Here is a 26,659-nt window from a genome sequence, read left to right on the forward strand (position 1 = left end):
AGGCTCCTATCAGCGCTTGTTCTTGCCGGTGCGCCGACGGCGCACGATGAGCTTGTCGCTCGGCTTGTTCGGACGGCGGGTGCGACCCTCGGACTGTCCCCACGGGCTGACGGGGTGACGTCCACCGGACGTCTTGCCCTCGCCACCACCGTGCGGGTGGTCGACCGGGTTCATGGCGACACCGCGGACGGAGGGGCGCTTGCCCTTCCAGCGCATCCGGCCGGCCTTGCCCCAGTTGATGTTCGACTGCTCGGCGTTGCCGACCTCGCCGATCGTCGCGCGGCAACGCAGGTCGACGTTGCGGATCTCGCCCGACGGCAGCCGGAGCTGCGCGAAGGGGCCGTCCTTGGCGACGAGCTGCACCGAGGCACCAGCCGAACGGGCGATCTTCGCGCCGCCGCCGGGCTTGAGCTCGATGGCGTGGATGACCGTACCGGTCGGGATGTTGCGGAGCGGCAGGTTGTTGCCGGGCTTGATGTCGGCGCCGGCTCCGGCCTCGACCACGTCACCCTGCGACAGCTTGTTCGGCGCGATGATGTAGCGCTTCTCGCCGTCCGCGTAGTGCAGCAGCGCGATGCGCGCCGTGCGGTTGGGGTCGTACTCGATGTGAGCGACCTTGGCCGGCACGCCGTCCTTGTCGTGGCGACGGAAGTCGATCAGGCGGTAGGCGCGCTTGTGCCCGCCGCCCTGGTGGCGCATCGTGACACGGCCGGTGGCGTTGCGGCCACCGGTCTTGTGCAGCGGACGAACCAACGACTTCTCCGGCGTGGAGCGCGTGATCTCAGCGAAGTCGGCCACGCTGGCGCCGCGGCGCCCTGGCGTCGTCGGCTTGTACTTACGGATTCCCATGGGGACGTGTCCTCAATCTGCTCTCAGGTCCGGCTCAGCCGACCGGTCCGCCGAAGATGTCGATCGTGCCCTCGCGGAGGGTGACGATCGCTCGCTTCGTGTCCTTACGGCGGCCGATGCCGAACTTGGTCCGCCGGGCCTTGCCCTTACGGTTGATCGTGTTCACCGAGGCGACCTTGACCGAGAAGATCTGCTCGATCGCGATCTTGATCTCCGTCTTGTTCGCACGCGGGTCGACGACGAAGGTGTACTTCCCCTCGTCGAGAAGCCCGTAGCTCTTCTCCGAGACGACCGGCGCGAACAGAATGTCGCGCGGGTCCTTGGCGACGGCGGTCACTTGGTCTCCTCCTCAGCGGCCTCGGACTCGGTCGCAACAGCAGAGACCGACTTGCCCGTCACCGGACCGGCGAGGAACGTGTCGAGAGCGCCCTGCGTGAAGACGATGTCGTCCGAGATGAGCACGTCATAGGTGTTGAGCTGGTCGGCGACCAGCAGGTGCACCCGGTCGACGTTGCGCAGCGACTTCCACGTGATCTCGTCAGCACGCTCGACGACCACCAGGACGTTCTTGCGGCCCGACAGGTTCGCGAGAACCTTGACGGCCGACTTGGTCGAGGGCGCGGCACCCGGGGCGAACCCCGTGACGACGTGCACACGACCTGCGCGGGCGCGGTCCGAGAGAGCACCGCGGAGCGCCGCGGCCTTCATCTTCTTCGGGGTGCGCTGGCTGTAGTCGCGCGGGGTGGGTCCGTGGACCACGCCACCGCCGGCAAACTGCGGGGCGCGCGTCGAACCCTGGCGGGCGCGACCTGTGCCCTTCTGCTTGTACGGCTTGCGACCGCCACCGCGGACCTCGCCACGAGTCTTCGTCGAGGCGGTGCCCTGGCGAGCCGCCGCGCGCTGCGCGACGACGACCTGGTGGATCAGCGGGATGTTCGTCTGGACGTTGAACACGTCGGCGGGAAGGTCGGTGGTGCCGGCCTTCTTGCCGTCCGCGTTCAGGACGTCGACGGTAAGCGTTTCAGACATGAGGTCATGCCCCCTTCGCTGCGGAGCGCACGACGACGACGCCACCCTTGGGGCCCGGAACAGCGCCCTTGACGAGCACCAGGCCCTTCTCGACGTCGACCGCGTGCACGGTCAGGTTCTGCGTCGTCTGGCGGTTGACGCCCATGCGGCCGGCCATCTTCATGCCCTTGAACACGCGCGACGGGGTCGATGCCCCACCGATCGAGCCGGGCTTGCGGTGGTTGCGGTGCGCACCGTGCGAGGCGGAGTCGCCGTGGAAGCCGTGAAGCTTCATGACGCCGGCGGTGCCCTTGCCCTTGGTGGTGCCGATGACGTCCACCAGCGCGCCGGCCTCGAAGGCAGCCGCGGTGATCTCCTGGCCGAGCGTGTACTCGGCCGAGTCGGACGTACGGATCTCAGCCACGTGCCGGCGGGGGGTAACCCCGGCCTTCTCGAAGTGGCCCTTCAGCGGCTGCGTCACCTTGCGCGGGTCGATCTGGCCGTAGGCCAGCTGAACCGAGCCGTAGCCGTCAGTCTCAGCGGAGCGGACCTGCGTCACGACGTTCGTCCCGACCTGCACGACAGTGACGGGGACGAGACGCCCGTTGGCGTCCCACACCTGAGTCATGCCGAGCTTGGTGCCGAGCAGGGCCGTGACGGGCCGCGCGTTCTGCTGGGTGGTCATAGAAATCAGTTCCTTCCCAGCGTCAGAGCTTGATCTCGATGTTCACGTCGGCCGGCAGGTCGAGACGCATGAGCGAGTCGACCGCCTTCGGCGTGGGATCGATGATGTCGATGAGCCGCTTGTGCGTGCGCATCTCGAAGTGCTCGCGGCTGTCCTTGTACTTGTGAGGCGACCTGATGACGCAGAAGACGTTCTTCTCCGTCGGCAGCGGCACCGGACCCACGACCGTTGCACCAGCGCGTGTCACCGTGTCGACGATCTTGCGCGCCGAGCTGTCGATGACCTCGTGGTCGTAGGACTTGAGCCTGATGCGGATCTTCTGTCCCGCCATGGCGTCGTCTACTTCTCTCTCTCGAACCGCATCTGTCCGACCCCCGCACTCGGGCGTGTCGCTCTTGACGACATACCCTCGCGCTGCGCACCGGGCCGCAACCGGCCCGAGCGAGATCGATGGTTGCTGACTGAGCTCCGCCACCGGGTGACCCCGGGGCCTGCAGAGCTCTCAACGTGTTGGCGCCCGTGGCGTTCTTGCAAACACACGCGCATGTGCGCACGTGTGCGCACCCGCACCGGGCAACCTGACAAGTGTGCCAGATTCCCCCGCGTAAGACCAATCGCGGAGGCGCTGGCACTCCGGCCCTCAGGACGCGAGGACCGGGGACTGACGTGGGCAGGGCCCGGGCGCGAACGCCCGGGCCCTGCGTCACATCACTTGATGATCTCGATGACCTTGCCTGAGCCGACGGTACGGCCACCCTCACGGATGGCGAAGCCGAGGCCCTCCTCCATCGCGATCGGCTGGATCAGCTGGACCGTGATCTCGGTGTTGTCACCGGGCATGACCATCTCGGTGCCCTCGGGCAGCGTGATGACGCCGGTGACGTCGGTGGTGCGGAAGTAGAACTGGGGACGGTAGTTCCCGTAGAAAGGGTTGTGACGCCCGCCCTCGTCCTTGGCCAGGATGTAGACCTGGCCGCGGAACTCCGTGTGCGGCGTGATCGAGCCGGGCTTGACGACGACCTGGCCGCGCTCGACGTCCTCACGCTTCGTGCCACGCAGCAGCAGACCGACGTTCTCGCCGGCCTCCGCGTAGTCGAGCAGCTTGCGGAACATCTCGACGCCGGTGACCGTGGTCTTGATCGCCTTCTCCTTGATGCCGACGATCTCCACCTCCTCGTTCACCTTGAGCTTGCCGCGCTCGACGCGACCGGTGACGACCGTGCCACGACCGGTGATCGTGAAGACGTCCTCGATCGGCATGAGGAACGGCTTGTCGATGTCGCGGATCGGGTCCGGGACGTTCTCGTCGATGGCCTCGAGGAGAGCATCGATCTGCTTGACCCACTCGGGGTCGCCCTCGAGCGCCTTGAGCGCCGAGACCCGGATGACCGGCACGTTGTCGCCGTCGAAGCCCTGAGCCGTGAGCAGCTCGCGCACCTCGACCTCGACGAGCTCCAGGAGCTCCTCGTCGTCGACCGCGTCGGACTTGTTCAGCGCGACGAGCAGGTACGGCACGCCGACCTGACGGGCGAGCAGGACGTGCTCACGCGTCTGGGCCATGGGGCCGTCGGTCGCCGCGACCACGAGGATCGCGCCGTCCATCTGCGCGGCACCCGTGATCATGTTCTTGATGTAGTCGGCGTGACCAGGCGCATCGATGTGCGCGTAGTGGCGCTTCTCGGTCTGGTACTCGACGTGCGCGATGTTGATCGTGATACCGCGCTGCTTCTCTTCAGGCGCCTTGTCGATCTGGTCGAACGGCGTGAAGGGGTTCAGGGTGGGGTACTTGTCGTGCAGCACCTTCGAGATCGCGGCCGTCAGCGTCGTCTTGCCGTGGTCGACGTGACCAATGGTCCCGATGTTGACGTGCGGCTTGGTCCGCTCGAACTTCGCCTTGCCCACTGGGTCCTCCTCAGGACTCTGGTAGAGATTGCCGAACGACTCCAGGGCCATGGTGGCACCTGCGGGACGTGCGGTCCTACGGGTCGGTTGTGTGGTGTAGAGCTACAGGTTGCGACCTGTGGGACTTACTCGCCCCGGGTCTTCTTGATGATCTCTTCGGCAACGTTCCGAGGAACCTCGGCGTAGCTGTCGAACTGCATCGAGTACACGGCGCGACCCTGGGTCTTCGACCGCAGGTCACCCACGTACCCGAACATCTCAGAGAGTGGCACGAGAGCGCGAATCACCTTCACGCCCGTCGCGTCCTCCATGGACTGGATCATGCCGCGGCGCGAGTTGATGTCGCCGATGACGTCACCCATGTAGTCCTCGGGCGTCCGCACCTCGACCGACATGACCGGCTCCAGCAGAACCGGGTCGGCCTTGCGGACGGCCTCCTTGAGGATCATCGAGCCGGCGATCTTGAACGCCATCTCCGAGGAGTCCACGTCGTGCGCAGCGCCGTCGAGCAGGATCGCCTTGACGCCGACGAGCGGGTAGCCCGCCAGCACGCCCAGCTGCATCGCGCTCTGGACACCAGCATCGATCGAGGGGATGTACTCCCGCGGGATACGACCACCGGTGACCTTGTTCTCGAACGTGTAGATCTCGCCGAGGGCGGGGTCCAGCGGCTCGAAGGACATCTGGACCTTGGCGTACTGCCCGGATCCACCGGTCTGCTTCTTGTGGACGTAGTCCATCTTCTCGACCGAGCGACGGATCGTCTCCCGGTACGCGACCTGCGGCTTGCCGACGTTGGCGTCGACGTGGAACTCGCGCCGCATGCGCTCGACGAGGATGTCCAGGTGGAGCTCGCCCATGCCGCCGATGACGGTCTGGCCGGTCTCCTCGTCGTGGCGGACCCGGAACGTCGGGTCCTCCTCGGCGAGCTTCTGGATCGCGACCGACAGCTTCTCCTGGTCGCCCTTCGTCTTCGGCTCGATCGCCACGTCGATGACGGGCTCGGGGAACGTCATGGACTCGAGCACGATCAGGTTGCTCGGGTCGCACAGCGTGTCACCGGTGGTGACGTCCTTGAGGCCGATGAACGCGTAGATGTGGCCTGCCGTGGCCTCCTCCACCGGGTTCTCCTTGTTGGAGTGCATCTGGAAGAGCTTCCCGATGCGCTCCTTCTTGCCCTTGGTGGCGTTGTAGACCTGGGCGCCCTGCGCGACGTGTCCCGAGTAGACCCGGACATACGTCAGCTTGCCGAAGAACGGGTGCGTCGCGACCTTGAACGCCAGAGCCGCGAACGGCTCCGTCGCGTCGGGGTGACGCTCGATGATGATCTCTTCGTCGTGGACGTCGTGCCCCTCGACAGCAGGCACGTCGAGCGGCGTCGGGAGGTAGTCGATGACGGCGTCGAGCATGGGCTGGACGCCCTTGTTCTTGAACGCCGACCCGCACAGGACCGGGTACGCGAGCGACTTGATCGTCAGCTCCCGGATACCGGCCTTGATCTCCGCGACCGTGAGCTCCTCGCCGTTCAGGTACTTCTCGAGCAGCGTCTCGTTCGCCTCGGCGACGGCCTCGATGAGCTCGGCGCGGTACTGAGCCGCCTTCTCGACGAGGTCCGCGGGGATGTCCTCGGTGGAGTACTCCTCGCCCAGCTTGGTCTCGCCGCGCCAGATGAGCGCCTTCTGCTCGACCAGGTCGACGACTCCCGTGAACTCGCTCTCCGAGCCGATCGGCAGCTGGATGACCAGCGGCTTGGCCTTGAGGCGGTCCACGATCGTCTTCACCGTGAAGTAGAAGTCAGCGCCCAGCTTGTCCATCTTGTTGACGAAGCAGATGCGCGGGACCTCGTACTTGTCGGCCTGTCGCCAGACGGTCTCCGACTGGGGCTCGACGCCCTCCTTGCCGTCGAAGACCGCGACGGCACCATCGAGGACGCGCAGCGAGCGCTCGACCTCGACCGTGAAGTCCACGTGGCCCGGCGTGTCGATGATGTTGATCTGGTTGTTCTTCCAGTAGCAGGTCGTCGCGGCGGACGTGATCGTGATGCCGCGCTCCTGCTCCTGCTCCATCCAGTCCATCGTCGACGCACCGTCGTGCGTCTCACCGATCTTGTAGTTGACCCCGGTGTAGAACAGGATCCGCTCGGTCGTCGTCGTCTTGCCGGCATCGATATGCGCCATGATGCCGATGTTCCGGACCCTGTTGAGGTCCGTCAGCACGTCAAGTGCCACGTGTTCAGCCCCTTGTCGGTTGGCTTGGGTTCGCGGTCGCGGGGATCACCAGCGGTAGTGCGCGAACGCCTTGTTGGACTCGGCCATCTTGTGCATGTCCTCGCGGCGCTTGACCGCTGCACCCAGGCCGTTGCTGGCATCGAGGATCTCGTTCATGAGTCGCTCGGTCATCGTCTTCTCGCGACGTGCACGCGAGTAGTCGGTGAGCCAGCGCAGGGCGAGCGTGGTCGAGCGCACCGGGCGGACCTCGACGGGCACCTGGTAGGTCGCGCCACCGACGCGGCGCGAACGCACCTCGAGGGCCGGGCGGACGTTCTCGAGCGCGCGCTTGAGCACGACGACCGGGTCGCCCTGCGTCTTGTCGCGCACACCCTCGAGGGCGCCGTACACGATGGCCTCGGCGACGGACTTCTTGCCGTCCATGAGGACCTTGTTGATGAGCTGCGTGACGACCGGCGATCCGTAGACCGGGTCGATGATGAGTGGCCGCTTCGGGGCGGGACCCTTACGAGGCATTAGCGCTTGTCCTTCTTGGCGCCGTAACGGCTACGGGCCTGCTTGCGGTTCTTCACACCCTGGGTGTCGAGGGCGCCACGGACGATCTTGTAGCGGACACCGGGGAGGTCCTTCACGCGGCCGCCGCGCACGAGCACGATGGAGTGCTCCTGCAGGTTGTGTCCCACACCGGGGATGTAGGCCGTGACCTCGACCTGGCTGGAGAGCTTGACGCGCGCGACCTTGCGGAGAGCCGAGTTCGGCTTCTTCGGGGTCGTCGTGTAGACGCGGGTGCACACACCGCGCCGCTGCGGGCTGCCCTTGAGCGCCGGCGTCTTGGACTTGTTGACCTTGGCTTTGCGGCCCTTGCGGACCAGCTGCTGGATCGTAGGCACTACATCTCCGTGTCTTCTCGTTGACGCTCTGATCGGCCGGGACCTAGCCCGACCTGGTGGGACCGACGTCCGCAGCGCCCCGCGCACCTTCTGGTGGAGCGGCGCGTTCGTCCGGCGGCCCGAGGGCCTTGCGTCCTGTGCCGTCGAACTGCGACCCACGCGCCCGGGCGTGTCGCCCTCGATGCCCGCGGCGGCACCCCGCCGAACTGCTCATCGACGGTATGTCGCACGCGGTGAAGAGGAACTCCACCCGGCGCACCGCACCCTGGCCCGGGGAGTGAACCCCTAGAGCGTCCGGCGGTGTGCACGCACGAGGGCCCGACGGCGCGGGCACGGTGGCCAACATTACCGTCCGCGTGGCGAGTCCGTCAAAGCAAGGTGCGTCACAGCGGGGCGCACCCGGACAGGCGGCCGGACGGACCGAGGGGGCCCACCGGATCGGCGGGCCCCCTCGGGGCAGATCAACGGACTGACGTCAGCGGAAGTCGCCGAAGTCGATGTCCTCGAGCGGGACTGCCTCGCCCGAGCCGAGGCCCAGGGACGGGAAGTCGATCTCGTCGTAGCCGAAGGACGGGTACAGCTCGGCCTTCGCCTCCTCGGTCGGCTCGACCACCACGTTGCGGTAGCGGGCCAGGCCCGTGCCGGCGGGGATGAGCTTGCCGAGGATGACGTTCTCCTTGAGGCCCAGCAGCGGGTCGCTGCGCCCCGACATCGCGGCCTCGGTGAGGACACGCGTCGTCTCCTGGAAGGAGGCCGCGGACAGCCACGAGTCGGTCGCGAGCGACGCCTTCGTGATGCCCATGAGTTCCGGACGGCCCGAGGCCGGCTGCCCGCTCTCGGACACCGCCCGACGGTTCGCGTCCTCGAACCGGCCACGCTCGGCGAGCTCGCCGGGCAGGAGGTCCGTGTCGCCCGAGTCGAGGACCGTCACCCGGCGCAGCATCTGCCGGACGATGACCTCGATGTGCTTGTCGTGGATGTCCACGCCCTGCGAGCGGTAGACCTCCTGCACCTCGTCGACCAGGTGCTTCTGCGTCGCACGCGGGCCGAGGATGCGCAGGACCTTCTTGGGGTCGACCGCACCGACGACGAGCTGCGTGCCGACCTCGACGTGGTCGCCGTCGCTGACGAGCAGGCGCGACCGCTTCGTGATCGGGTACGCCAGCTCCTCCGAGCCGTCGTCCGGGGTCAGCATGATGCGGCGGGTCCGGTCGGACTCGTCGATCGTGATCCGGCCCGAGAACTCCGCGATCGGTCCCTCACCCTTGGGGGTGCGGGCTTCGAAGAGCTCCTGGATACGGGGCAGACCCTGGGTGATGTCGTCGGCCGAGGCCACACCACCCGTGTGGAAGGTACGCATCGTGAGCTGCGTGCCGGGCTCGCCGATCGACTGGGCCGCGATGATGCCGACGGCCTCGCCGATGTCCACGAGCTTGCCGGTCGCGAGCGAGCGGCCGTAGCACTTGGCGCACGTGCCGACCCGCGACTCGCAGGTCAGGACCGAGCGGACCTTGAGGTCCGTGACTCCCGCGGCGAGCAGCGAGTCGATGAGCACGTCGCCCACGTCGTCGCCCGCGTGGCCGATGACGTTGCCGTCGATCTCGACGTCGGTCGACAGCGTGCGCGAGTAGACGCTCGTCTCGACCTTGTCGTGGCGGCGCAGCGTGCCGTCGGCTCCCGGGACGCCCACCGTCATGACGAGACCGCGCTCGGTGCCGCAGTCCTCCTCACGAACGATGACGTCCTGCGAGACGTCCACCAGACGACGCGTCAGGTAGCCCGAGTCGGCGGTCCGCAGAGCGGTGTCCGCCAGGCCCTTGCGAGCACCGTGCGTCGCGATGAAGTACTCCAGGACCGACAGGCCCTCGCGGTAGTTCGCCTTGATGGGGCGCGGGATGATCTCGCCCTTGGGGTTCGCCACGAGGCCGCGCATACCGGCGATCTGACGGACCTGCATCCAGTTACCACGAGCACCGGAACCGACCATCTTGTAGACGGTGTTGTCCTTGCGGAAGTTGGCCCGCATCGCGTCGGCGACCTTGTCGGTCGCCTGCGTCCAGATCTCGATGAGCTCCTGGCGACGCTCGTCGTCGGTGATCAGGCCCTTCTCGTACTGGCCCTGCACCTTGGCGGCGCGCCCCTCGTGCTCCTCGAGGATCTCCGCCTTCTCCGCAGCCGGGGTGGCGACGTCGGAGATGGCGATCGTGACGCCCGAACGGGTGGCCCAGCGGAAGCCGGCCTCCTTGAGCGCGTCGAGGGACGCGGCGACCGCGACCTTCGGGTAGCGCTCGGCGAGGTCGTTGACGATGACCGACAGCCGCTTCTTGTCGACGACGCCGTTCTCGTACGGGTAGTCGACCGGGAGCAGCTCGTTGAACAGCGCGCGACCCAGGGTCGTCTGGTACGTCAGGGTCCCGCCCTGCACCCAGCCCTCAGGCGCGTCCTGCTCCGCGAGGATCAGGTCGTCGAGACGGATCCCGACCGGGGCGTTCAGGTCGAGCGACTTCTGGTCGAACGCCATGACCGCCTCGGAGACCGAGGAGAAGACGCGACCTGCACCGATCGGGTCGTCCTTGTCGTTCGTCAGGTGGTAGAGCCCGATGATCATGTCCTGGGAGGGCATGGTCACCGGACGGCCGTCCGACGGCTTGAGGATGTTGTTGCTCGAGAGCATGAGGATGCGGGCCTCGGCCTGCGCCTCGGCGCTCAAGGGCAGGTGGACAGCCATCTGGTCACCGTCGAAGTCGGCGTTGAACGCCGCGCAGACGAGCGGGTGCAGGTGGATGGCCTTGCCCTCGACGAGCTGCGGCTCGAACGCCTGGATACCGAGACGGTGCAGCGTGGGCGCACGGTTCAGCAGCACGGGGTGCTCGGTGATGACCTCTTCGAGGACGTCCCACACGACCGGGCGCGCGCGCTCGACCATGCGCTTCGCGCTCTTGATGTTCTGCGCGTGGTTGAGGTCGACGAGCCGCTTCATGACGAAGGGCTTGAAGAGCTCGAGCGCCATCTGCTTCGGCAGGCCGCACTGGTGCAGCTTGAGCTGCGGGCCGACGACGATGACCGAACGGCCCGAGTAGTCGACGCGCTTGCCGAGGAGGTTCTGGCGGAACCGACCCTGCTTGCCCTTGAGCATGTCCGAGATGGACTTGAGCGGGCGGTTGCCCGGTCCGGTCACCGGACGGCCGCGGCGGCCGTTGTCGAACAGCGAGTCGACGGCCTCCTGGAGCATCCGCTTCTCGTTGTTGACGATGATCTCGGGTGCGCCGAGGTCCAGCAGCCGCTTGAGGCGGTTGTTGCGGTTGATGACCCGGCGGTACAGGTCGTTGAGGTCCGACGTGGCGAACCGGCCACCGTCGAGCTGGACCATCGGGCGCAGGTCCGGCGGGATCACCGGGACCGCGTCGAGGACCATGCCCGTGGGCGAGTTGGACGTCGTGAGGAACGCGTTGACGACCTTCAGGCGCTTGAGCGCGCGCGTCTTGCGCTGCCCCTTGCCGTTCTTGATGATGTCGCGCAACGAGTCCGACTCGGCCTCGAGGTCGAACGCCTCGAGGCGCTTCTGGATCGCCGCGGCGCCCATCGAGCCCTCGAAGTAGTTGCCGTACCGGTCCTGCAGCTGGCGGTACAGCATCTCGTCGCCCTCGAGGTCCGCGACCTTGAGGTTCTTGAACCGGTCCCAGACCGTGTCGAGGCGCTCCAGGTCAGCGTCCGCACGCTTGCGGATCTGCGCCATCTCGCGCTCGGCGGAGTCGCGCACCTTACGGCGCGCGTCGGCCTTGGCACCCTCGGCCTCGAGCTCGGCCAGGTCGGCCTCGAGCTTCGTGGCGCGGGTGTTGATGTCGTTGTCGCGACGGTCCGAGATCTCCTTCTTCTCCAGGTCGATCTCGTTCTGGAGGTTGGGGAGGTCCTCGTGCCGGCCGTCGACGTCGACGGACGTGATCATGTAGGCCGCGAAGTAGATGACCTTCTCGAGGTCCTTCGGGGCGAGGTCGAGCAGGTAGCCGAGGCGCGACGGGACACCCTTGAAGAACCAGATGTGCGTGACGGGCGCGGCGAGCTCGATGTGGCCCATGCGCTCACGGCGCACCTTGGAGCGCGTGACCTCGACGCCGCAGCGCTCGCAGATGATGCCCTTGAAGCGGACGCGCTTGTACTTCCCGCAGTAGCACTCCCAGTCCCGGGTCGGGCCGAAGATCTTCTCGCAGAAGAGTCCGTCCTTCTCGGGCTTGAGCGTGCGGTAGTTGATGGTCTCGGGCTTCTTGACCTCGCCGTGCGACCAGGTGCGGATGTCCTCGGCAGTGGCAAGTCCGATACGCAGCTCATCGAAGACGTTGACGTCGAGCAAGGGGGTCCTACTTCCTTCGCTTGCCGGGCCTCACGGGCTCCGGCGGATGGAGGGTGCTACGGGTGTGTCGGCTCCGGTCGGTCGCCGTCAGGTGACAGGCGACCGACCGGTGCTCGATCTCAGATCTCTTCGATGCTGCTGGCGTTCGGGCGACGCGAGAGATCGATGCCGAGCTCCTCCGCCGCGCGGTAGACCTCGTCGTCGTTCTCCTTCATGTCGATCGAGACGCCGTCGCTCGACAGGACCTCGACGTTCAAGCAGAGCGACTGCATCTCCTTGAGGAGGACCTTGAAGGACTCCGGGATGCCCGAGTCGGGGATGTTCTCCCCCTTGACGATCGCCTCGTACACCTTGACGCGTCCGGGGACGTCGTCCGACTTGATGGTCAGCAGCTCCTGGAGCGTGTAGGCGGCGCCGTACGCCTCGAGCGCCCACACCTCCATCTCGCCGAACCGCTGGCCACCGAACTGGGCCTTACCACCCAGCGGCTGCTGCGTGATCATCGAGTACGGGCCCGTCGAACGCGCGTGGATCTTGTCGTCGACCAGGTGGTGGAGCTTGAGGATGTACATGTAGCCGACCGCGACCGGCTCCGGGAACGGCTCGCCGGAGCGACCGTCGAAGAGCCTCGCCTTGCCGGTCCCGTCGACCATCCGCACGCCGTCACGGTTCGGCAGCGTCGAGGACAGCAGACCGGTGAGGGTCTGCTCCGGGACACCGTCGAACACCGGCGTCGCGACCGGGACCCCGGGCGCCGACTTCGCGGCGATCGCGGGCACACCGTCACGCCACGCGAGCGACGCAGCGTCGCCCTCGGCCAGCGAGATGTCCCAGCCCTGCTTGGCGATCCACCCGAGGTGGGTCTCGAGCACCTGGCCGACGTTCATGCGGCCGGGCACACCGAGCGGGTTGAGGATGATGTCGAGCGGGGTGCCGTCCGCAAGGAACGGCATGTCCTCGACCGGGAGGATCGTGGAGATGACGCCCTTGTTGCCGTGACGACCGGCGAGCTTGTCACCGGGCGTGATCTTGCGGCGCTGGGCGATGTACACGCGGACCAGCTCGTTCACGCCGGCGGGCAGCTCGTCGCCGTCCTCACGGTTGAACGTGCGGACCTCGATGACCGTGCCGGACTCGCCGTGAGGAACCTTGAGCGACGTGTCGCGGACCTCGCGCGCCTTCTCGCCGAAGATCGCCCGCAGCAGGCGCTCCTCCGGGGTCAGCTCGGTCTCGCCCTTGGGCGTGACCTTGCCGACGAGGATGTCGCCGGCCGAGACCTCGGCGCCGATGCGGATGATCCCGCGCTCGTCGAGGTCCGCGAGGACCTCCTCGGAGACGTTGGGGATGTCCCGCGTGATCTCCTCCGGGCCGAGCTTCGTGTCGCGGGCGTCGACCTCGTGCTCCTCGATGTGGATCGAGGACAGGACGTCGTCCTGCACGAGGCGCTGGCTGAGGATGATCGCGTCCTCGTAGTTGTGCCCCTCCCACGACATGAGCCCGACGAGCAGGTTGCGGCCGAGCGCGAGCTCGCCCTCGTCCGTCGCGGGACCGTCGGCGAGCACCGAGCCGACCTCGACGCGGGCGCCGTGGTCGACGACGACGCGCTGGTTGTAGCTCGTGCCCTGGTTCGAGCGGCGGAACTTCGCGACCCGGTGGGTCGTCGTCGTGCCGTCGTCGTTCGCGATGACGATCAGGTCGGCCGACACCTCGGTGACGACACCCGGCTTCGCCGCGACGATCACGTCGCCCGCGTCGATGGCCGCACGGCGCTCCATGCCGGTACCGACGACCGGGGCCTCGGAGCGGACGAGCGGCACGGCCTGGCGCTGCATGTTGGCACCCATGAGGGCGCGGTTGGCGTCGTCGTGCTCGAGGAACGGGATCAGGGCCGTCGCGACCGACACCATCTGGCGCGGCGAGACGTCCATGTAGTCGACGTTCACGCCGGGGACGATCTCGACCTCGCCGCCCTTGGTGCGCACGAGCACGCGCTCCTCGGCGAACGCACCGTTCGCCTTGAGCGGCGCGTTGGCCTGGGCGATGACGAAGCGGTCCTCGTCGTCGGCCGTGAGGTAGTGCACCTCGTCGGTGACCTTGCCGTGCACGACCTCGCGGTACGGGGTCTCGATGAAGCCGAACGGGTTGATCCGTCCGTAGGTCGCGAGCGAGCCGATCAGGCCGATGTTCGGGCCTTCTGGGGTCTCGATCGGGCACATGCGGCCGTAGTGCGACGGGTGGACGTCACGGACCTCCATGCCGGCGCGGTCGCGGGACAGACCGCCCGGGCCGAGCGCGGACAGACGACGCTTGTGCGTCAGCCCCGCGAGCGGGTTGTTCTGGTCCATGAACTGCGACAGCTGCGAGGTCCCGAAGAACTCCTTGATCGACGCCACGACCGGGCGGATGTTGATCAGGGTCTGCGGGGTGATCGCCTCGACGTCCTGCGTCGTCATGCGCTCGCGCACGACGCGCTCCATCCGGGACAGGCCCGTGCGGACCTGGTTCTGGATGAGCTCGCCGACCGCGCGGATGCGACGGTTGCCGAAGTGGTCGATGTCGTCCGTCTCGACGCGGACCTCGACGGACTCGCCGGCACGGTGGCCGTCGATCGTCGCGACGTCGGCGTGCAGCGCCGCGAGGTACTTGATCGTGGCGACGATGTCGGCCGTGGACAGCACCGAGTCGCCCAGCGGCACGTCGATGCCGAGCTTCTTGTTGACCTTGTAGCGGCCGACCTTCGCGAGGTCGTAGCGCTTGGGGTTGAAGTAGAAGTTCTCGATCAGCGCGCGACCGGCCTCGACCGTGGGCGGCTCGCCCGGACGGATCTTGCGGTAGAGGTCGAGGAGGGACTCCTCCTCGGTCGTGACGTGGTCCTTCTCGAGCGTGTCGATGACCGCGGGGAACTGCGCGAACTCCTCGCGGATCTCGGCCTCGCTCAGGCCGAGGGCCTTGAGGAGCACCGTCGCGTTCTGCTTGCGCTTGCGGTCGACGCGGACGCCGACGTTGTCGCGCTTGTCGATCTCGAACTCGAGCCAGGCACCGCGGCTCGGGATGATCTTGGCGGTGAAGACGTCCTTGTCGGACGTCTTGTCGGCGGTGCGCTCGAAGTACACGCCCGGGGACCGGACGAGCTGGGAGACGACGACGCGCTCGGTGCCGTTGATGATGAACGTGCCGCGGTCGGTCATGAGCGGGAAGTCGCCCATGAAGACCGTCTGGCTCTTGATCTCACCGGTCGTGTAGTTGACGAACTCGGCCGTGACGAACAGCGGCGCGGCGAAGGTGAAGTCCTTCTCCTTGCACTCGTCGGCCGTGTACTTGGCCGGCTCGAAGCGGTGCTCGCGGAACGACAACGACATGGAGCCGCCGAAGTCCTCGATCGGAGAGATCTCCTCGAAGATCTCCTCCAGACCGGCGGTCTCCGGGACGTCCTGGCGGCCGGTCTCGAGTGCGGTGGCGACGCGCGCCTGCCACTTCTCGTTGCCGAGCAGCCAGTCGAAGTTCTCGGTCTGGAGCCCGAGGAGGTCCGGGACCTCCAGCGGCTCGTGGATCTTGGCGAAAGAGATGCGACGAGACGCGGTGCGATTCGCGATAGCGTCGGCGGACGGAGCAGAAGGGGTGCGCGAGGCAGCCAAGAGGGGTCCTTCCCTGCAGATCGAGTACACGCTGCGCGCTGAGAGTGCCGTCCGCCGAGCCGTCCCATACCGTTGACCGCACGCGCCCGAGGGGCGAGCATGGCGATGTCGATCCGGGGTCGGGTTCGGGGGGCCGCAGGCACAAGCCAGCGCAAAGCGCTAGCCTAGCCCACCTGGACAAGGCTGTCCAATAGGGCCCGGCGTTGTCCAACAACGCCCGACGTCAGGCTGGCGTCGGCCAGTTCGGCGGCAGCGCGGGCGACCGCCGGCCGACACGACAAAGCCCGCACCCCTGCTGGGGTGCGGGCCTCGTCGTTGAGGTGAGCCGCTCCTTGCGAAGCAGCTCAGAGGGTCACTTGAGGGTGACGGTCGCGCCGGCGCCCTCGAGGGTCGCCTTGGCCTTCTCGGCGGCCTCCTTGTTGACACCCTCCAGGACGGCCTTGGGGGCGGCGTCCACGAGGTCCTTGGCCTCCTTCAGGCCGAGGCTCGTGAGGGCGCGCACCTCCTTGATGACCTGGATCTTCTTCTCGCCGGCGGCCTCGAGGACGACGTCGAACTCGTCCTTCTCCTCCTCGACGACGGCCTCGGCACCGGCAGCCGCGGGGGCGGCGACGGCGACGGGGGCCGCGGCGGTGACCTCGAAGGTCTCCTCGAAGGCCTTGACGAACTCGGAGAGCTCAATGAGCGTGAGCTCCTTGAACGCGTTGATGAGCTCGTCAGTCGTGAGCTTCGCCATGATGGCGTGTCCTTCCGTGTCGTGCCCGCCGACCTCGGTGGTCGGCGCAAGCGGGGGGTTCGAGCTGCTGGGCCGGATGGCTCAGGCTGCGTCTTCGGTGGGCTCGTCGCGCTTGACGCGCAACGCCTCGACGGTGCGAACGGCCTTCGCTGCAGGCGCCGTGAAGAGGTACGCCGCCTGGTAGAGCGACGCCTTGAGCACGCCGGCCGTCTTGGCCAGCAGGACCTCGCGGGACTCGAGGTCCGCGAGCTTGATGATGTCCGCGGCGGTCAGGGCGCGTCCTTCGAGGACACCGCCCTTGATGACCAGTGCGGGGTTCGCCTTGGCGAAGTCACGCAGACCCTTGGCTGCCTCGACCGGGTCACCGGTCACGAAGGCGATGGCCGAGGGACCGGCCAGGTGGGAGTCGATACCCTCGACGCCCGCCTGCTTGGCCGCGATAGCGGTCAGCGTGTTCTTCACCACGGCGTAGGTTGCGTTGCCGCTGAGCGCGCGCCGCAGCTGCTTGAGCTGCGCAACGGTGAGCCCGCGGTACTCGGTCAGCACGGCCGCGTTGGACTCGCGGAACCGGTCCGTGAGCTCTGCGACATCGGCTGCCTTGTCCGGCCTCGCCATGGCAATCCTTCCGGTGGTGATGCCACCGGTCGTCCTCGGCCCCACAACGAGAAAGAGCCCCGCGCAGGCGCGGGGCTCGACATGCACGCCGTGGCGTGCGGACCGAAACTCTCACCTGCGCTGGCTCCCGCTGCTGCGGGACTTCGGGCGTTCTCTGCACACCTGCGCTGCATGAGGACGACGACCGGCGGTCTTGGGTGGTCTGAGACTACGTCACGGTCGACCGGTGGCCAAATCCCGGCTCAGACGGGCGCACCGAAGCTCACCAGCGGGACGACGGCCCCGTCGGCCTCGAACCCCTCGGCGGTCGCCGTCGCGAGCGCCTCGGCCACCGGGCGGCCCGCGCTGAGGAGCGCGTGCACGCGTGTCATGACGCTCAGCGCCACCTCGTCCGACACGGGCGCGAGAGCTGCGACGACGCAGCCGACACCGCCGCGCAGCAGCACGCTCGCAAAGCCCAGCGCCTCGCCGCCCGGACGGACGCTGGCACGACCGACCTCGCAGCACGAGAGCACGACGAGCTCGGGCGCTCCGCCGCCCGCGTCGAGCTCGTGGGCGAACAACGGGCCGTCGGCCATGCGCACCGAGGAGAACAGGGGGTTGTCCGGCTCGTGGCGACCGTGCGCGGCCAGGTGGACGATCCCGGGCGCGCCGAGCATCTCGATCGTGCGCGCGCAGGTCGCGTCCTCGCCGGCGAGCACCGTGGCCTGCGGCCAGAGCCGGGCGACCTCGCGCACCTCGTCCGCCGCGTGCCGCAACCCCGGGCCCGCCGCGGCACTCAGGTTCGGCAGCGCGCCGGAAGCCGACCCCGCGTGCGTGCGCCAGTGGTGCACGGAGGGCGCGACGACGGTCGGCCGGCCGCGCCGGGACGCGAGCATCGACCACGGGACAACCCCCAGCCAGCCGCTCGCGACGACGACGACCTGTCCGGGCGAACGCAGGACGTCACGCATCTGCGCGTCGAGCTCCTCCAGGCAGCGGGTGAGCGACCGAGACGCGGCAGCCCGCAGCGGCAGCGGCACGAGGGTGTTGGCGACCACCTCGAGGTCGGCGTGCACCCGGCGGGCGGCCTCACGCATGCGGGACGCGTCGCCCAGGTCGTGGAGGCTGACGCGCCCCCGTCCTTCGTCATCCTCCACACGGACGGCGACGAGCCGACCCGCATGCTCGGCGACGTCCAGCACCGTGGTGCCCGGGTGCAGGCGCACGGTCTCGCGGACCTGCCGGGTGGTCCCGATCTGGTCCTCCCCCGCCTGACCCTCCCGGTGCCACGACCGCGCCAAGATGGCCTGCTTCAGCCGGAGCGCGTCGCGCCGGACCCGGATGCGCTCCGGGTCGGCCGCGGGCAACGACTCGATCCCGCGCGCGCCGTCGAGCAGCTGGCGCAGCTCGGCGAGCAACGCCGCCGACTCGGGGTCGCGCGGCGGGTTGACGCGCTGCACCGCACCGACCACAGCCCGGGTGCGTTCGGCCGCGTCGAGGACCGCCGACGGCTGGCCGCTCGTGAGCGCGAGCTCCATGTCGATCTCGGCCAGGCGGCTCCCGTGCACGGCGGCAGCGGTCCGCAGGTCGAGCGAGCCGAAGCCCGCGCGGTGCACGCCGAGGTCGCGCTGGCCCTCCCGGACATGGCGCCCGGCACGCGTGCGGTCACCAGCCGCGAGCGCGAGCAGCGCCCGGATGCGCCGGCCGTGCAGGCGCACCGTGATCGGGTCCCCGGGCGAGACCGGTCCGAGCGCCGCGAGCCGCTCTGCCGCGTCGGGCACCGGTCCACGGGCCAGCCGGGCCTCGAGACCGACGAGCGAGGCGACGTACGCCCACACCGGGCGGCCAGAACGCCGGCACAGCAGCTCGAGACGGGCCGCGCGCGCGGCAAGGATGCCCCACGCCCGGCGCTGCGCAGGGTCGCTCGTCGGCGAGGACGTCGGGCGCGCCAGGTCCGCTGCATCGATCTGCAGACCGATCACGGTGGCTCGTACCGCCCACGACTCCTCACCACGGCGCACGAACCGGCGCCGCGCCGACGTCACGAGCGCACGCGCGTGGTCGACGTCCCCGCGGAGCATCGCGCACTCCGCGCGCACCAGCTCGCTCTCCGCGAGGTCGTGGCCCAGCCGGTCGGCAGCGAAGATCTCGGCAGCCTCAGCGAGCGTCGCGTCCGCGACCCCGACGAGCCCCGCCTCGAGCAGCACACGTGCGCGGTCGAGCAGCGCGATCGCGCGCGTCCGGCCCGGCAGGCTGCGCGCGGCCTCCTCCATCCGCGCGAGCGCCAGCGGGAGCCGGCCGGCGAGGAACTCCAGGTAGCCCAGGTTGTGCTGCGCCTTGAAGACGAGCCGGGCGAAGCCGGCCGCGCTTGCACGCTCGGCGCACTCGGTCAGGTCCGCGCGCGCCGGCGCCAGCTCGCCACGATCCATGTGCAGCACGCCGCGGTTCAGCAGCGCCCGGCACGCGTCGATGGCATCGGCCTCGTGGACGTGCTCGAGGGCCTCGTTGAGCGCGTGGAGCGACTCCTCCGGGCGCCCGGAGCGCAGGTAGAGCAGACCGCGCATGCCCGCGAGCGCCGGATCCAGCCCTGGCCAGCCCGACGCTCCGTCGGCGTGCGCGGCCGCTGCAAGCTCGGCGAGCCGGGTGAGCTGGGTCTCGACGTCACCGCGTCGCTCGTAGTCGCTCTTGACGAGCTCGATCGCCGCCCGGACCCGCACGCGCGCGACCTCGTCCGACGGGGGCAGCCCCTCCAGGCGGCGCAGGACGGGTCGGAGGCGGCGACCGGCGAGCGCGGGCTGACCCTCGGCGTTCTCCACCACGGCGCGGTCGACGACGGCCGCCAGCCGCTCGAGGGTGTCAACAGCGGCCCGCTCCGGTGCGCGCCCGCCTCGGACCGTCATCGACGCTAGAGCTCGATCTGCGGAGTGACGACCGGCAGGTCGGGGTCCTCCGGTCGGCGCAGGACGAGCCTGGCCGGACCTCGCCCGAGGTCCGAGAACGAGAAGCGGCCGTCGGCGTCGGACTGCGCGCGCGTGACGAGACCGCCCTGGTGCAGCTCGACGCCGAGCGAGGCAGGCGGGGTCGCCCAGCCGTCGACGCGGACGCGGTCCGCCTCCGCATGCACGGTGATCATCACGGTGAGCACGTCGGTCGTGAACGTGATGGTGGCGGCCTCGATGCTCGGCTCCTCCGAACGCAGGGCGAGGTCGGGGGCGCCGATCAGCCGCAGCTCCGCCATCTCGGTGTGGAGCGCGTCGATGGTCAGGGCCAGGCCGATGCTGTCGACCAGCCCGGCGGGCACCGGGTCGACGCGTTCGATGATCGCTGCCAGCCGGTGCAGGATCTCCGCGTCCACGACGTCGAGCGTGCCGGAAGCCACGCGCGCGAGCGTCAGCTCGTCGGGGCTCATCGCACACCCCACTCGGGGTCGGCGGTGAGCGCGATCCGCAGCTTGGCCAGGCACCGTCCGCGCGTCGGACCGATGCTGCCGACCGGCATGCCCAGGGTCCGTGACACGACCGCATAGTCCGGCCGGTCGACGAGCGAGACCAGACCGAGCAGCCGTCTGCACCTGTCGGGGAGCGTGCGGACGTGCGCCCACAGGATGCGGTCGCGCTCGTCGCGGACGGCGAGCGCCTCGGGGACCTCCTCGGCCGGGGCGGCGAGCCACTGCGTCGCGCCCTCGTCGCTGCGGGTGCGTCCGGCGTCCTCGCGCGACTTGCGGACCGTGCGCCACGCCGAACGCTTCGCGGTGACGAGCATCCACTGGAGCGCTGCGCGCGGGTCGCGGATCGTCTCGAGGTCGCGGACGAGCGAGAGCCACACACCCTGGACGACGTCCTGCGCCTGCTCCTGGTCGGCCCCTTGGGCGCGCACGGTGTGCCACAGCAACGGGGTGAGCGCGGGGACGAGCTCCGCCAACGGCCCGCGGTCACCGTCGCGGTACGCGACCACCGCGTCGGCCGCCCGATCAGCCAGGCTCTTACCCCGGTACTGCAGGTCAGAGGCCAGAGGGCCTACCCGGTCGTCACTCATCATTGACCCTCGCACATGGGCATCGTCGGGCGGCCGTCCCTGCCAGACTAGGGCGACCCGGACAACTCCGACAAGCAGCAACCGGTGCAGCCGGAGTCATGACCTGAGGAGTGGTCCACGGGTGCCCTGATACATGCCGGCCACCTACCCGCCGCACGGGCTTCGGCCCGGAAGCGTGCACAGGTCAGCACTCGTGTATCAGGACCCGCACCTGCGGTTCTTCCACCGTGCACCCACCGCCCGACCCACGCCCCGCTCCGATGAGCCGGCCCGCAAGGAGAGAGCACCATGAGTGAAGTTCCCGACCGGCAGACCCCTGACCGCGAGCGGATCCGACCGGTCAAACGGCGGGTCGAGGACCAGCTCATCGCGTTGCCCGGGGTCGTCGGCGTCGACATCGGCGAGAAGGTGTCACGCGGCGAGCCGACGGGGTCGGAGTCGATCGTCGTGCACGTCAACCAGAAGGTCGACGTCAGCCGGCTGCCCGCGGACCAGCTGATCCCCGCCGAGATCGACGGCATCCCCACCGATGTCGTCGAGCACCGCATCCGCCTGCAGGCGCACCTCGTGCCGTTCGCCGGGGCAGTCGCACCGACGCCGGGCGCCGACACCACCGACACGCGGCGGTACCGACCGCTCGCCGGCGGGGCGAGCATGGGGCCGTACCGTCCGGTCCCGCGCGGAGGGTCCGTCGTGGACGGGGCCCCTGGCGAGTACCTCGTCGCCGGGACGCTCGGTGCGTTCGTCACCGACCGTCGCACGGGCCGGACGCTCGCGCTCACCAACTTCCACGTCGCCGCGGTCGACACCGGCTGGCGCGCGGGCGACCTCCAGCTCCAGCCGTCACGCATCGACGACGGAGCGATGGCCGGTTCGCCGATTGGCACCGTGCAGCGCGCGGTCATCTCCGACCGGGTCGACGGCGCGGCCGTCCTGCTCGCACCCGGCACGCAGTGGTACCCGGGAGTCATCGGCATCGGACCGGTCAAGGGCAGGGCCGTCGCCCGGATCGGTCAGACGGTGCGCAAGCGGGGCCGCACGACCGGGCTGCGCCGCGGGACCGTCAGCTCGGTCGACTTCACCGTGCAGATCGACTTCGGTGGCGAGACCGGCGTCCGCACCCTGCGTGACCAGGTGCGCATCGATCGCGACCCGACCGAGGCGGAGTTCTCCGCCGGGGGCGACTCGGGATCGGTCGTCGTCGACGACCGCGGCCGCGTCGTCGGCCTGCTGTTCGCCGGCGAGGAGGACGGCAGCTTCGCCCTCGCCAACCCCATCGATGCTGTGCTCGACGAGCTGGGCGTCAAGCTCGCGACGCCCAAGTCGGCCGCCCGCCGAGCCACCCGGGCCGCGCGCGCGGCGCAGGCCGCCCGGGCGGCACGGTGGGACGCGGCCCTGGACGCCTGGGCGGCGGCGACCGGCGCGGGACGGTGGCTGACCACGGCCGACCCGCGGGAGCCGGGCCGGTCCGGGCCGGCGCGACGCCCGACCGCCAGCGGGACGTCGTCCGCGGCGCGTGCGGGCGCGGTCTCTGCCCGGCAGACGGGGGGCGCGGCGGCGCAGCCGTTCACAGAGCCGTTCACGGAACCCTTCACCGAACCGTTCACGGAACCCTTCACGGAACCCTTCACCGAACCCTTCACCGAGGCGTACCTCGCCGACCCGTTCACGGAGCCGTTCACCGAGCCCTTCACGGAACCCTTCACCGAACCGTTCACCGAACCGTTCACGGAGCGGTTCGCTGCGCCGAACGGCGGCGGGCACACCGACGGGGAGGTCCCCCGCGCCCAGCTCGAGCGGGCGTTCTGGGCTGGCTACGTCGCCGCGCTCGGCCGCGGCTCGCGGAGGTACTGAGCGCCATGTCGGTCACTCTGGGGGACGGTGAGCGCGCCGACGCCGGAGCCGGGCAGGTCGTCACGCTGCGTCCCAGGAGGGGCGCACGCGGCGAGCCGGGTCGGGCGGGCAAGCTGTCACGCACCGCGGTCGGGCCGGCCAGCACCCCTGCCGGCGACCCCGCCGCCGCTCCGACAGCCGACGTCGTCGGCCGCCCGCTCGCCGGCGAGCTCGCGGACCTTCTCGACGCACTGACCGACCGGGGACCTGTGGCACCGCTCAGGGTCGAGCTCGGCGACCTGCTGGGCGCCTGGGCCTCAGCGCTCGTCCGCATCCACCGACGCCCCGTGGATGCGGGCACCCGGTCGGCGCCGCTCCCGTGGGTGCTGAGCCAGGAGCCCGTTCCTGCGTGGGTGACCGAGCTGCCCGCCGTGGCCGGACGCGCCTGGGCCGTCCGGGCACACCCGGCCACGCGGCGAGCGGTCGACGAGGCCCGCGCCGGCTGGTCCGCGTCGCACCGGGTGCACGGCGAGGCGGGCGACGACGTCGTCATCACGCGCGACGCGAACCACGCCATCCCGGCGGCACAGCTGCTGCCCGGCGCGTCCACGGGCCGGGGCGATGCCCGGTGGGACGTCGCCTCGGCGCTGGACTGGATCGCCGTCGTGCTCGGCCCGGCGCTTGACCCGGGTTGGCAGATCGACCCTGTCGCAGACTTCCTGGCGGCCTACCGCGCGCTCGGCGGGCAGGCCGAGCCCACCCGCGCACTCGCGGTGGCGCGCACGATCGCCACTGCCGTCGAGTGGAGCGCAGCGCTCGCGGCGGACAGCGCGTCGGCGTCCGCGGACGACCACGCCTGGCTGGCCGCCCTGTGGGCGCGTCCCCTCGACCTCGTCACGGGCGCCGCCCACCTCCCCTGATCTCGCCGTGCGCTCGCCCGATCTGCAGGGGGGACCGGGCGGGCAGGCCACGGCGGCGCGTGCCCGCACGCGAGAAGGCCCGGTCCGACGTGCGGACCGGGCCTTCGTGCGTGCGGGGGACGTCAGGCGGCGTCGTCCTCGGACGTGAGGTTCTTGACCTTGTTCTGGTCGACGAGGATCCCGGGACCGTTCGTCGTGGAGAACGTGGCCTTCGTGATGAAGCGGCCCTTCGAGGACGCCGGCTTGGCGCGCAGCACCTCGTCGAGCGCAGCGGCGTAGTTCTCGGTCAGCTGGATGTCGCTGAACGAGACCTTGCCGATGATGAAGTGCAGGTTCGCGTGCTTGTCGACGCGGAACTCGATCTTCCCGCCCTTGATGTCCGTCACGGCCTTCGCGACGTCGAGCGTCACGGTGCCCGTCTTCGGGTTCGGCATGAGTCCGCGCGGACCCAGAACCTTGCCCAGCCGGCCGACCTTGCCCATGAGGTCGGGCGTCGCGACCGCGGAGTCGAAGTCCGTGAAGCCCGCGGCAACCCGCTCGATGAGCTCGTCGCCACCGACGATGTCGGCGCCAGCGGCGCGTGCCTGCTCGGCGCGCTCACCCGTGGCGAAGACCAGGACCCGAGCGGTCTTGCCGGTGCCGTGGGGCAGGTTCACTGTGCCCCGGACGATCTGGTCCGACTTGCGGGGGTCGACGCCGAGGCGGAGGGCGACCTCGACGGTCCCGTCGTACTTCGTGGTCGACGTGGCCTGCGCGAGGCGGACGGCCTCGAGCGGCGCGTAGAGCCGGCCGGCCTCGATCTTCTCGGCTGCGGCGCGGTACGCCTTGCTGTGCTTCGTCATCTGCTGGTTCTCCTTGGTCGGCAGTCGTGGTCAGCGGACCGCACAGGGCCCTGCCACTGAACTTCTGGGGTGCTGCTGGTGGTGCGAGGTTCTGCGGTGCGGCCGGGCCGGTCAGGAATCGGTCGTGATGCCCATCGAACGGGCGGTGCCGGCGATGATCTTCTCGGCGGCGGCGAGGTCGTTGGCGTTGAGGTCGACGAGCTTGGTCGTCGCGATCTCACGCACCTGGGCGGCCGTGAGGTTCGCCACCTTGACGGTGTGCGGCGTCGGCGAGCCCTTGGCGACACCGGCGGCCTTCTTGATGAGCTCAGCTGCCGGCGGGGTCTTCGTGATGAACGTGAAGGAGCGGTCCTCGTAGACCGTGATCTCCACAGGGATCACGTCGCCACGCTGGGACTCGGTGGCCGCGTTGTACGCCTTGCAGAACTCCATGATGTTGACGCCGTGCTGACCCAGTGCGGGTCCGATCGGCGGCGCCGGCGTGGCAAGCCCAGCCTTGATCTGGAGCTTGATCAGGCCGGTGACCTTCTTCTTGGGAGGCATGTCGGGTCCTTATTCGTGAACTTCGGTGTGACTTGCGGCCGACGACGCCGCGCGACGCCATCGGTGGTCCTGGTCGTTCGTCAGATCTTGGCGACCTGGCTGAACGACAGCTCGACCGGGGTCTCCCGGCCGAAGATCGAGACGAGCACCTTGAGCTTCTGGTTCTCAGGGTTGATCTCGGAGATCGTCGCGGGCAGCGTGTCGAAGGGGCCGTCCGTGACGGTCACCGACTCGCCGATCGTGAAGTCGACCTTGATCTCCGCGCTCGCACGTGCCGCCTGAGCCGCCGTCTTGGGCTCGAGCGACGGGGCGAGCATCGAGAAGACCTCGTCGAGCGTGAGCGGCACGGGCTGGTGGGTGTGGCCCACGAAGCCGGTGACGCCCGGGGTGTGGCGCACGGCGCCCCACGACTCGTCGGTCAGGTCCATGCGCACGAGGACGTACCCGGGGATCCGGACGCGGCGCACGATCTTGCGCTGCGCGTTCTTGATCTCCGTGACCTCCTCCATGGGGACCTCCACCTGGTGGATGTAGTCCTCCATGTTCAGGCTCTGGGTGCGGTTCTCCAGGTTCGCCTTCACACGGTTCTCGTAGCCCGCGTAGGAGTGGATGACGTACCAGTCCCCGGGCTGCGAGCGGAGCTGGGCCTTGAACGCCGCGACCGGGTCCTCGTCGACGTCGGGCTCGTCCTCGGTCGGCTCGGCCGACTCCTCGGCGGGCTCCTCGGGTGCAGCCTCGTCCTCGACCTCCGCCTCGGGGGCGTCGGCGTCGGGGTCGGAAGAACCTTCGGCGGGCACCTCGACCGCCCGGGCCGACGCCAGGGCGTCCTCGAGCTCCGTCTCGGCAGCGCCCTGCTCGGGCTCCTGCGACTCATACGACACTGCGAACCTGCTTCCTGAGAACGACTGTGCTGCGGGGGTCGGCCGGCTTCCCGGCCGACCGATGATGCTGGGGATCAGCTGCTGAAGATCAAGAACGTCAGCTTGCCGATGCCGAAGTCGACGACCGTCACGAATGCCATGACGATCGCGACGAAGACCAGGACGACCCCGGTGTAGGTGATGAGCTCCGAACGGGTCGGACGCACGACCTTCTTCAGCTCGGCGATCACCTGACGCACGAACAGGACGATCCGCGCGAACAGCCCCGCGCGCTCGGACCCGCGGCGCGCGGGCTTGGGACGCTCGGCGCGCTGGGCGGAGCCCTCGGCGTCGGACGCCGCTGCTGGTGCGGTGTCGCTCACAGCTGTCCCCTACGTCTCGTCGTGTGCCGTGCGTCCACCCGGCAGGACTGCCGGAGGTTCGCACGCATCCGACGCGGATGGTCGTCGGACCGTGATGTGCATGCGCAGGGCAGGCGAGACTCGAACTCGCAACCGCCGGTTTTGGAGACCGGTGCGCTACCAATTGCGCCACTGCCCTACGACGGCCTTCACCACCACGACGGGCACTCCCGGGCGAACGGCGGGCTCCGGACGACCGGGTCCTACCGATGCGCAGGCATGGCTCATCATGGCGGACGTCAACCGCCGGGGGTTCACTCTACGCGAGAGGTGGCCCACGGTCGAACCCGCCCCGACCGCAGGCCTGTCGACCGTCCGCCGGTCGC

Annotated in this window: 22 protein-coding genes and 1 tRNA gene; 2 read left to right on the forward strand and 21 right to left on the reverse strand. The window is 69.3% G+C overall.

The annotated features are described in order from the left end of the window. Positions 1-9 precede the first annotated feature (9 nt). The 16 genes from rplB to DDP54_RS04735 form a co-directional block, all read right to left on the reverse strand. Complete coding sequence (gene rplB / locus DDP54_RS04660) at positions 10-849, reverse strand: 50S ribosomal protein L2 (RefSeq protein WP_109130757.1); 840 nt, start codon at positions 847-849, stop codon at positions 10-12. A gap of 34 nt (positions 850-883) precedes the next feature. Beyond that, positions 884-1,186, reverse strand: coding sequence for a 50S ribosomal protein L23 (gene rplW, locus DDP54_RS04665; protein WP_109130758.1), 303 nt, complete (start codon positions 1,184-1,186; stop codon positions 884-886). Next, entirely contained in the window at positions 1,183-1,878 is a 696-nt protein-coding gene (gene rplD, locus DDP54_RS04670) for a 50S ribosomal protein L4 (protein ID WP_109130759.1), read from the reverse strand. The genes rplW and rplD overlap by 4 nt, the downstream gene beginning before the upstream one ends. 4 nt (positions 1,879-1,882) lie before the next feature. Next, a complete protein-coding gene (rplC, locus tag DDP54_RS04675) occupies positions 1,883-2,542 on the reverse strand; it encodes a 50S ribosomal protein L3 (protein ID WP_109130760.1) in 660 nt (219 codons plus the stop codon). A gap of 22 nt (positions 2,543-2,564) precedes the next feature. Beyond that, complete coding sequence (gene rpsJ, locus DDP54_RS04680; protein WP_012867945.1) at positions 2,565-2,873, reverse strand: 30S ribosomal protein S10; 309 nt, start codon at positions 2,871-2,873, stop codon at positions 2,565-2,567. Positions 2,874-3,250: 377 nt separating this feature from the next. After that, positions 3,251-4,444, reverse strand: coding sequence for an elongation factor Tu (tuf, locus tag DDP54_RS04685; protein WP_109130761.1), 1,194 nt, complete (start codon positions 4,442-4,444; stop codon positions 3,251-3,253). A 125-nt stretch (positions 4,445-4,569) separates the two neighbouring features. Beyond that, the gene (fusA, locus tag DDP54_RS04690) at positions 4,570-6,672 is read right to left on the reverse strand and encodes an elongation factor G (protein ID WP_109130762.1); all 2,103 of its coding nucleotides are present in this window, start codon (positions 6,670-6,672) and stop codon (positions 4,570-4,572) included. 45 nt (positions 6,673-6,717) lie between these two features. Next, positions 6,718-7,188, reverse strand: coding sequence for a 30S ribosomal protein S7 (gene rpsG / locus DDP54_RS04695; RefSeq protein WP_109130763.1), 471 nt, complete (start codon positions 7,186-7,188; stop codon positions 6,718-6,720). Then, entirely contained in the window at positions 7,188-7,562 is a 375-nt protein-coding gene (gene rpsL / locus DDP54_RS04700) for a 30S ribosomal protein S12 (RefSeq protein WP_109130764.1), read from the reverse strand. Before rpsL ends, rpsG begins: the two co-directional genes overlap by 1 nt. 475 nt (positions 7,563-8,037) lie before the next feature. Further along, a complete protein-coding gene (locus tag DDP54_RS04705) occupies positions 8,038-11,910 on the reverse strand; it encodes a DNA-directed RNA polymerase subunit beta' (protein ID WP_109130765.1) in 3,873 nt (1,290 codons plus the stop codon). A gap of 119 nt (positions 11,911-12,029) precedes the next feature. Next, positions 12,030-15,545, reverse strand: coding sequence for a DNA-directed RNA polymerase subunit beta (gene rpoB / locus DDP54_RS04710; RefSeq protein WP_109130766.1), 3,516 nt, complete (start codon positions 15,543-15,545; stop codon positions 12,030-12,032). Positions 15,546-15,897: 352 nt separating this feature from the next. Then, positions 15,898-16,281, reverse strand: coding sequence for a 50S ribosomal protein L7/L12 (rplL, locus tag DDP54_RS04715; RefSeq protein WP_109130767.1), 384 nt, complete (start codon positions 16,279-16,281; stop codon positions 15,898-15,900). Between the two features lie 81 nt (positions 16,282-16,362). After that, positions 16,363-16,896, reverse strand: coding sequence for a 50S ribosomal protein L10 (gene rplJ / locus DDP54_RS04720; RefSeq protein WP_109130768.1), 534 nt, complete (start codon positions 16,894-16,896; stop codon positions 16,363-16,365). A gap of 242 nt (positions 16,897-17,138) precedes the next feature. After that, positions 17,139-19,778 (reverse strand): CHAT domain-containing protein, encoded by a 2,640-nt coding sequence (locus tag DDP54_RS04725; RefSeq protein ID WP_109130769.1) that lies wholly within the window; start codon positions 19,776-19,778, stop codon positions 17,139-17,141. 5 nt (positions 19,779-19,783) lie between these two features. Beyond that, positions 19,784-20,287 carry a hypothetical protein gene (locus DDP54_RS04730; protein WP_109130770.1) on the reverse strand — a complete coding sequence of 168 codons (504 nt, stop codon included), beginning with the start codon at positions 20,285-20,287 and terminating at the stop codon, positions 19,784-19,786. Next, the gene (locus tag DDP54_RS04735; RefSeq protein ID WP_347338496.1) at positions 20,284-20,913 is read right to left on the reverse strand and encodes a sigma-70 family RNA polymerase sigma factor; all 630 of its coding nucleotides are present in this window, start codon (positions 20,911-20,913) and stop codon (positions 20,284-20,286) included. The genes DDP54_RS04730 and DDP54_RS04735 overlap by 4 nt, the downstream gene beginning before the upstream one ends. Before the next feature lie 288 nt (positions 20,914-21,201). Between DDP54_RS04735 and DDP54_RS04740 the strand changes: the two genes are divergently transcribed. Next, a complete protein-coding gene (locus DDP54_RS04740; protein ID WP_109130772.1) occupies positions 21,202-22,767 on the forward strand; it encodes a peptidase S32 in 1,566 nt (521 codons plus the stop codon). A 5-nt stretch (positions 22,768-22,772) separates the two neighbouring features. After that, positions 22,773-23,666 carry a hypothetical protein gene (locus DDP54_RS04745; RefSeq protein WP_109130773.1) on the forward strand — a complete coding sequence of 298 codons (894 nt, stop codon included), beginning with the start codon at positions 22,773-22,775 and terminating at the stop codon, positions 23,664-23,666. A gap of 122 nt (positions 23,667-23,788) precedes the next feature. On the opposite strand, the gene rplA is transcribed toward DDP54_RS04745, so the two are convergent. From rplA to DDP54_RS04770, 5 genes are all read right to left on the reverse strand, one after another. Next, positions 23,789-24,508 (reverse strand): 50S ribosomal protein L1, encoded by a 720-nt coding sequence (gene rplA, locus DDP54_RS04750; protein ID WP_109130774.1) that lies wholly within the window; start codon positions 24,506-24,508, stop codon positions 23,789-23,791. A 111-nt stretch (positions 24,509-24,619) separates the two neighbouring features. Next, the gene (gene rplK, locus DDP54_RS04755) at positions 24,620-25,051 is read right to left on the reverse strand and encodes a 50S ribosomal protein L11 (protein WP_109130775.1); all 432 of its coding nucleotides are present in this window, start codon (positions 25,049-25,051) and stop codon (positions 24,620-24,622) included. An 80-nt stretch (positions 25,052-25,131) separates the two neighbouring features. Beyond that, positions 25,132-25,932 carry a transcription termination/antitermination protein NusG gene (gene nusG / locus DDP54_RS04760; protein WP_158274452.1) on the reverse strand — a complete coding sequence of 267 codons (801 nt, stop codon included), beginning with the start codon at positions 25,930-25,932 and terminating at the stop codon, positions 25,132-25,134. A 74-nt stretch (positions 25,933-26,006) separates the two neighbouring features. Further along, on the reverse strand, positions 26,007-26,294 hold the full coding sequence (gene secE / locus DDP54_RS18105; protein ID WP_109130776.1) for a preprotein translocase subunit SecE: 288 nt from the start codon (positions 26,292-26,294) through the stop codon (positions 26,007-26,009). A 105-nt stretch (positions 26,295-26,399) separates the two neighbouring features. Further along, positions 26,400-26,472 (reverse strand) — tRNA-Trp (locus tag DDP54_RS04770). Between the last annotated feature and the right edge of the window lie 187 nt (positions 26,473-26,659).

The sequence above is a fragment of the Cellulomonas sp. WB94 genome (assembly GCF_003115775.1).
Taxonomy (GTDB): domain Bacteria; phylum Actinomycetota; class Actinomycetes; order Actinomycetales; family Cellulomonadaceae; genus Cellulomonas_A.

Excerpts from the sequence above, each read along its gene's own strand:
- rplB (WP_109130757.1), bottom strand. The coding sequence starts at position 849 with ATGGGAATCCGTAAGTACAAGCCGACGACGCCAGGGCGCCGCGGCGCC.
- rplD (WP_109130759.1), bottom strand. The coding sequence starts at position 1,878 with ATGTCTGAAACGCTTACCGTCGACGTCCTGAACGCGGACGGCAAGAAG.
- rplC (WP_109130760.1), bottom strand. The coding sequence starts at position 2,542 with ATGACCACCCAGCAGAACGCGCGGCCCGTCACGGCCCTGCTCGGCACC.
- rpsJ (WP_012867945.1), bottom strand. The coding sequence starts at position 2,873 with ATGGCGGGACAGAAGATCCGCATCAGGCTCAAGTCCTACGACCACGAG.
- rpsG (WP_109130763.1), bottom strand. The coding sequence starts at position 7,188 with ATGCCTCGTAAGGGTCCCGCCCCGAAGCGGCCACTCATCATCGACCCG.
- rplL (WP_109130767.1), bottom strand. The coding sequence starts at position 16,281 with ATGGCGAAGCTCACGACTGACGAGCTCATCAACGCGTTCAAGGAGCTC.
- rplJ (WP_109130768.1), bottom strand. The coding sequence starts at position 16,896 with ATGGCGAGGCCGGACAAGGCAGCCGATGTCGCAGAGCTCACGGACCGG.
- DDP54_RS04725 (WP_109130769.1), bottom strand. The coding sequence starts at position 19,778 with ATGACGGTCCGAGGCGGGCGCGCACCGGAGCGGGCCGCTGTTGACACC.
- DDP54_RS04730 (WP_109130770.1), bottom strand. The coding sequence starts at position 20,287 with ATGAGCCCCGACGAGCTGACGCTCGCGCGCGTGGCTTCCGGCACGCTC.
- DDP54_RS04735 (WP_347338496.1), bottom strand. The coding sequence starts at position 20,913 with ATGAGTGACGACCGGGTAGGCCCTCTGGCCTCTGACCTGCAGTACCGG.
- DDP54_RS04740 (WP_109130772.1), top strand. The coding sequence starts at position 21,202 with ATGAGTGAAGTTCCCGACCGGCAGACCCCTGACCGCGAGCGGATCCGA.
- DDP54_RS04745 (WP_109130773.1), top strand. The coding sequence starts at position 22,773 with ATGTCGGTCACTCTGGGGGACGGTGAGCGCGCCGACGCCGGAGCCGGG.
- rplA (WP_109130774.1), bottom strand. The coding sequence starts at position 24,508 with ATGACGAAGCACAGCAAGGCGTACCGCGCCGCAGCCGAGAAGATCGAG.
- rplK (WP_109130775.1), bottom strand. The coding sequence starts at position 25,051 with ATGCCTCCCAAGAAGAAGGTCACCGGCCTGATCAAGCTCCAGATCAAG.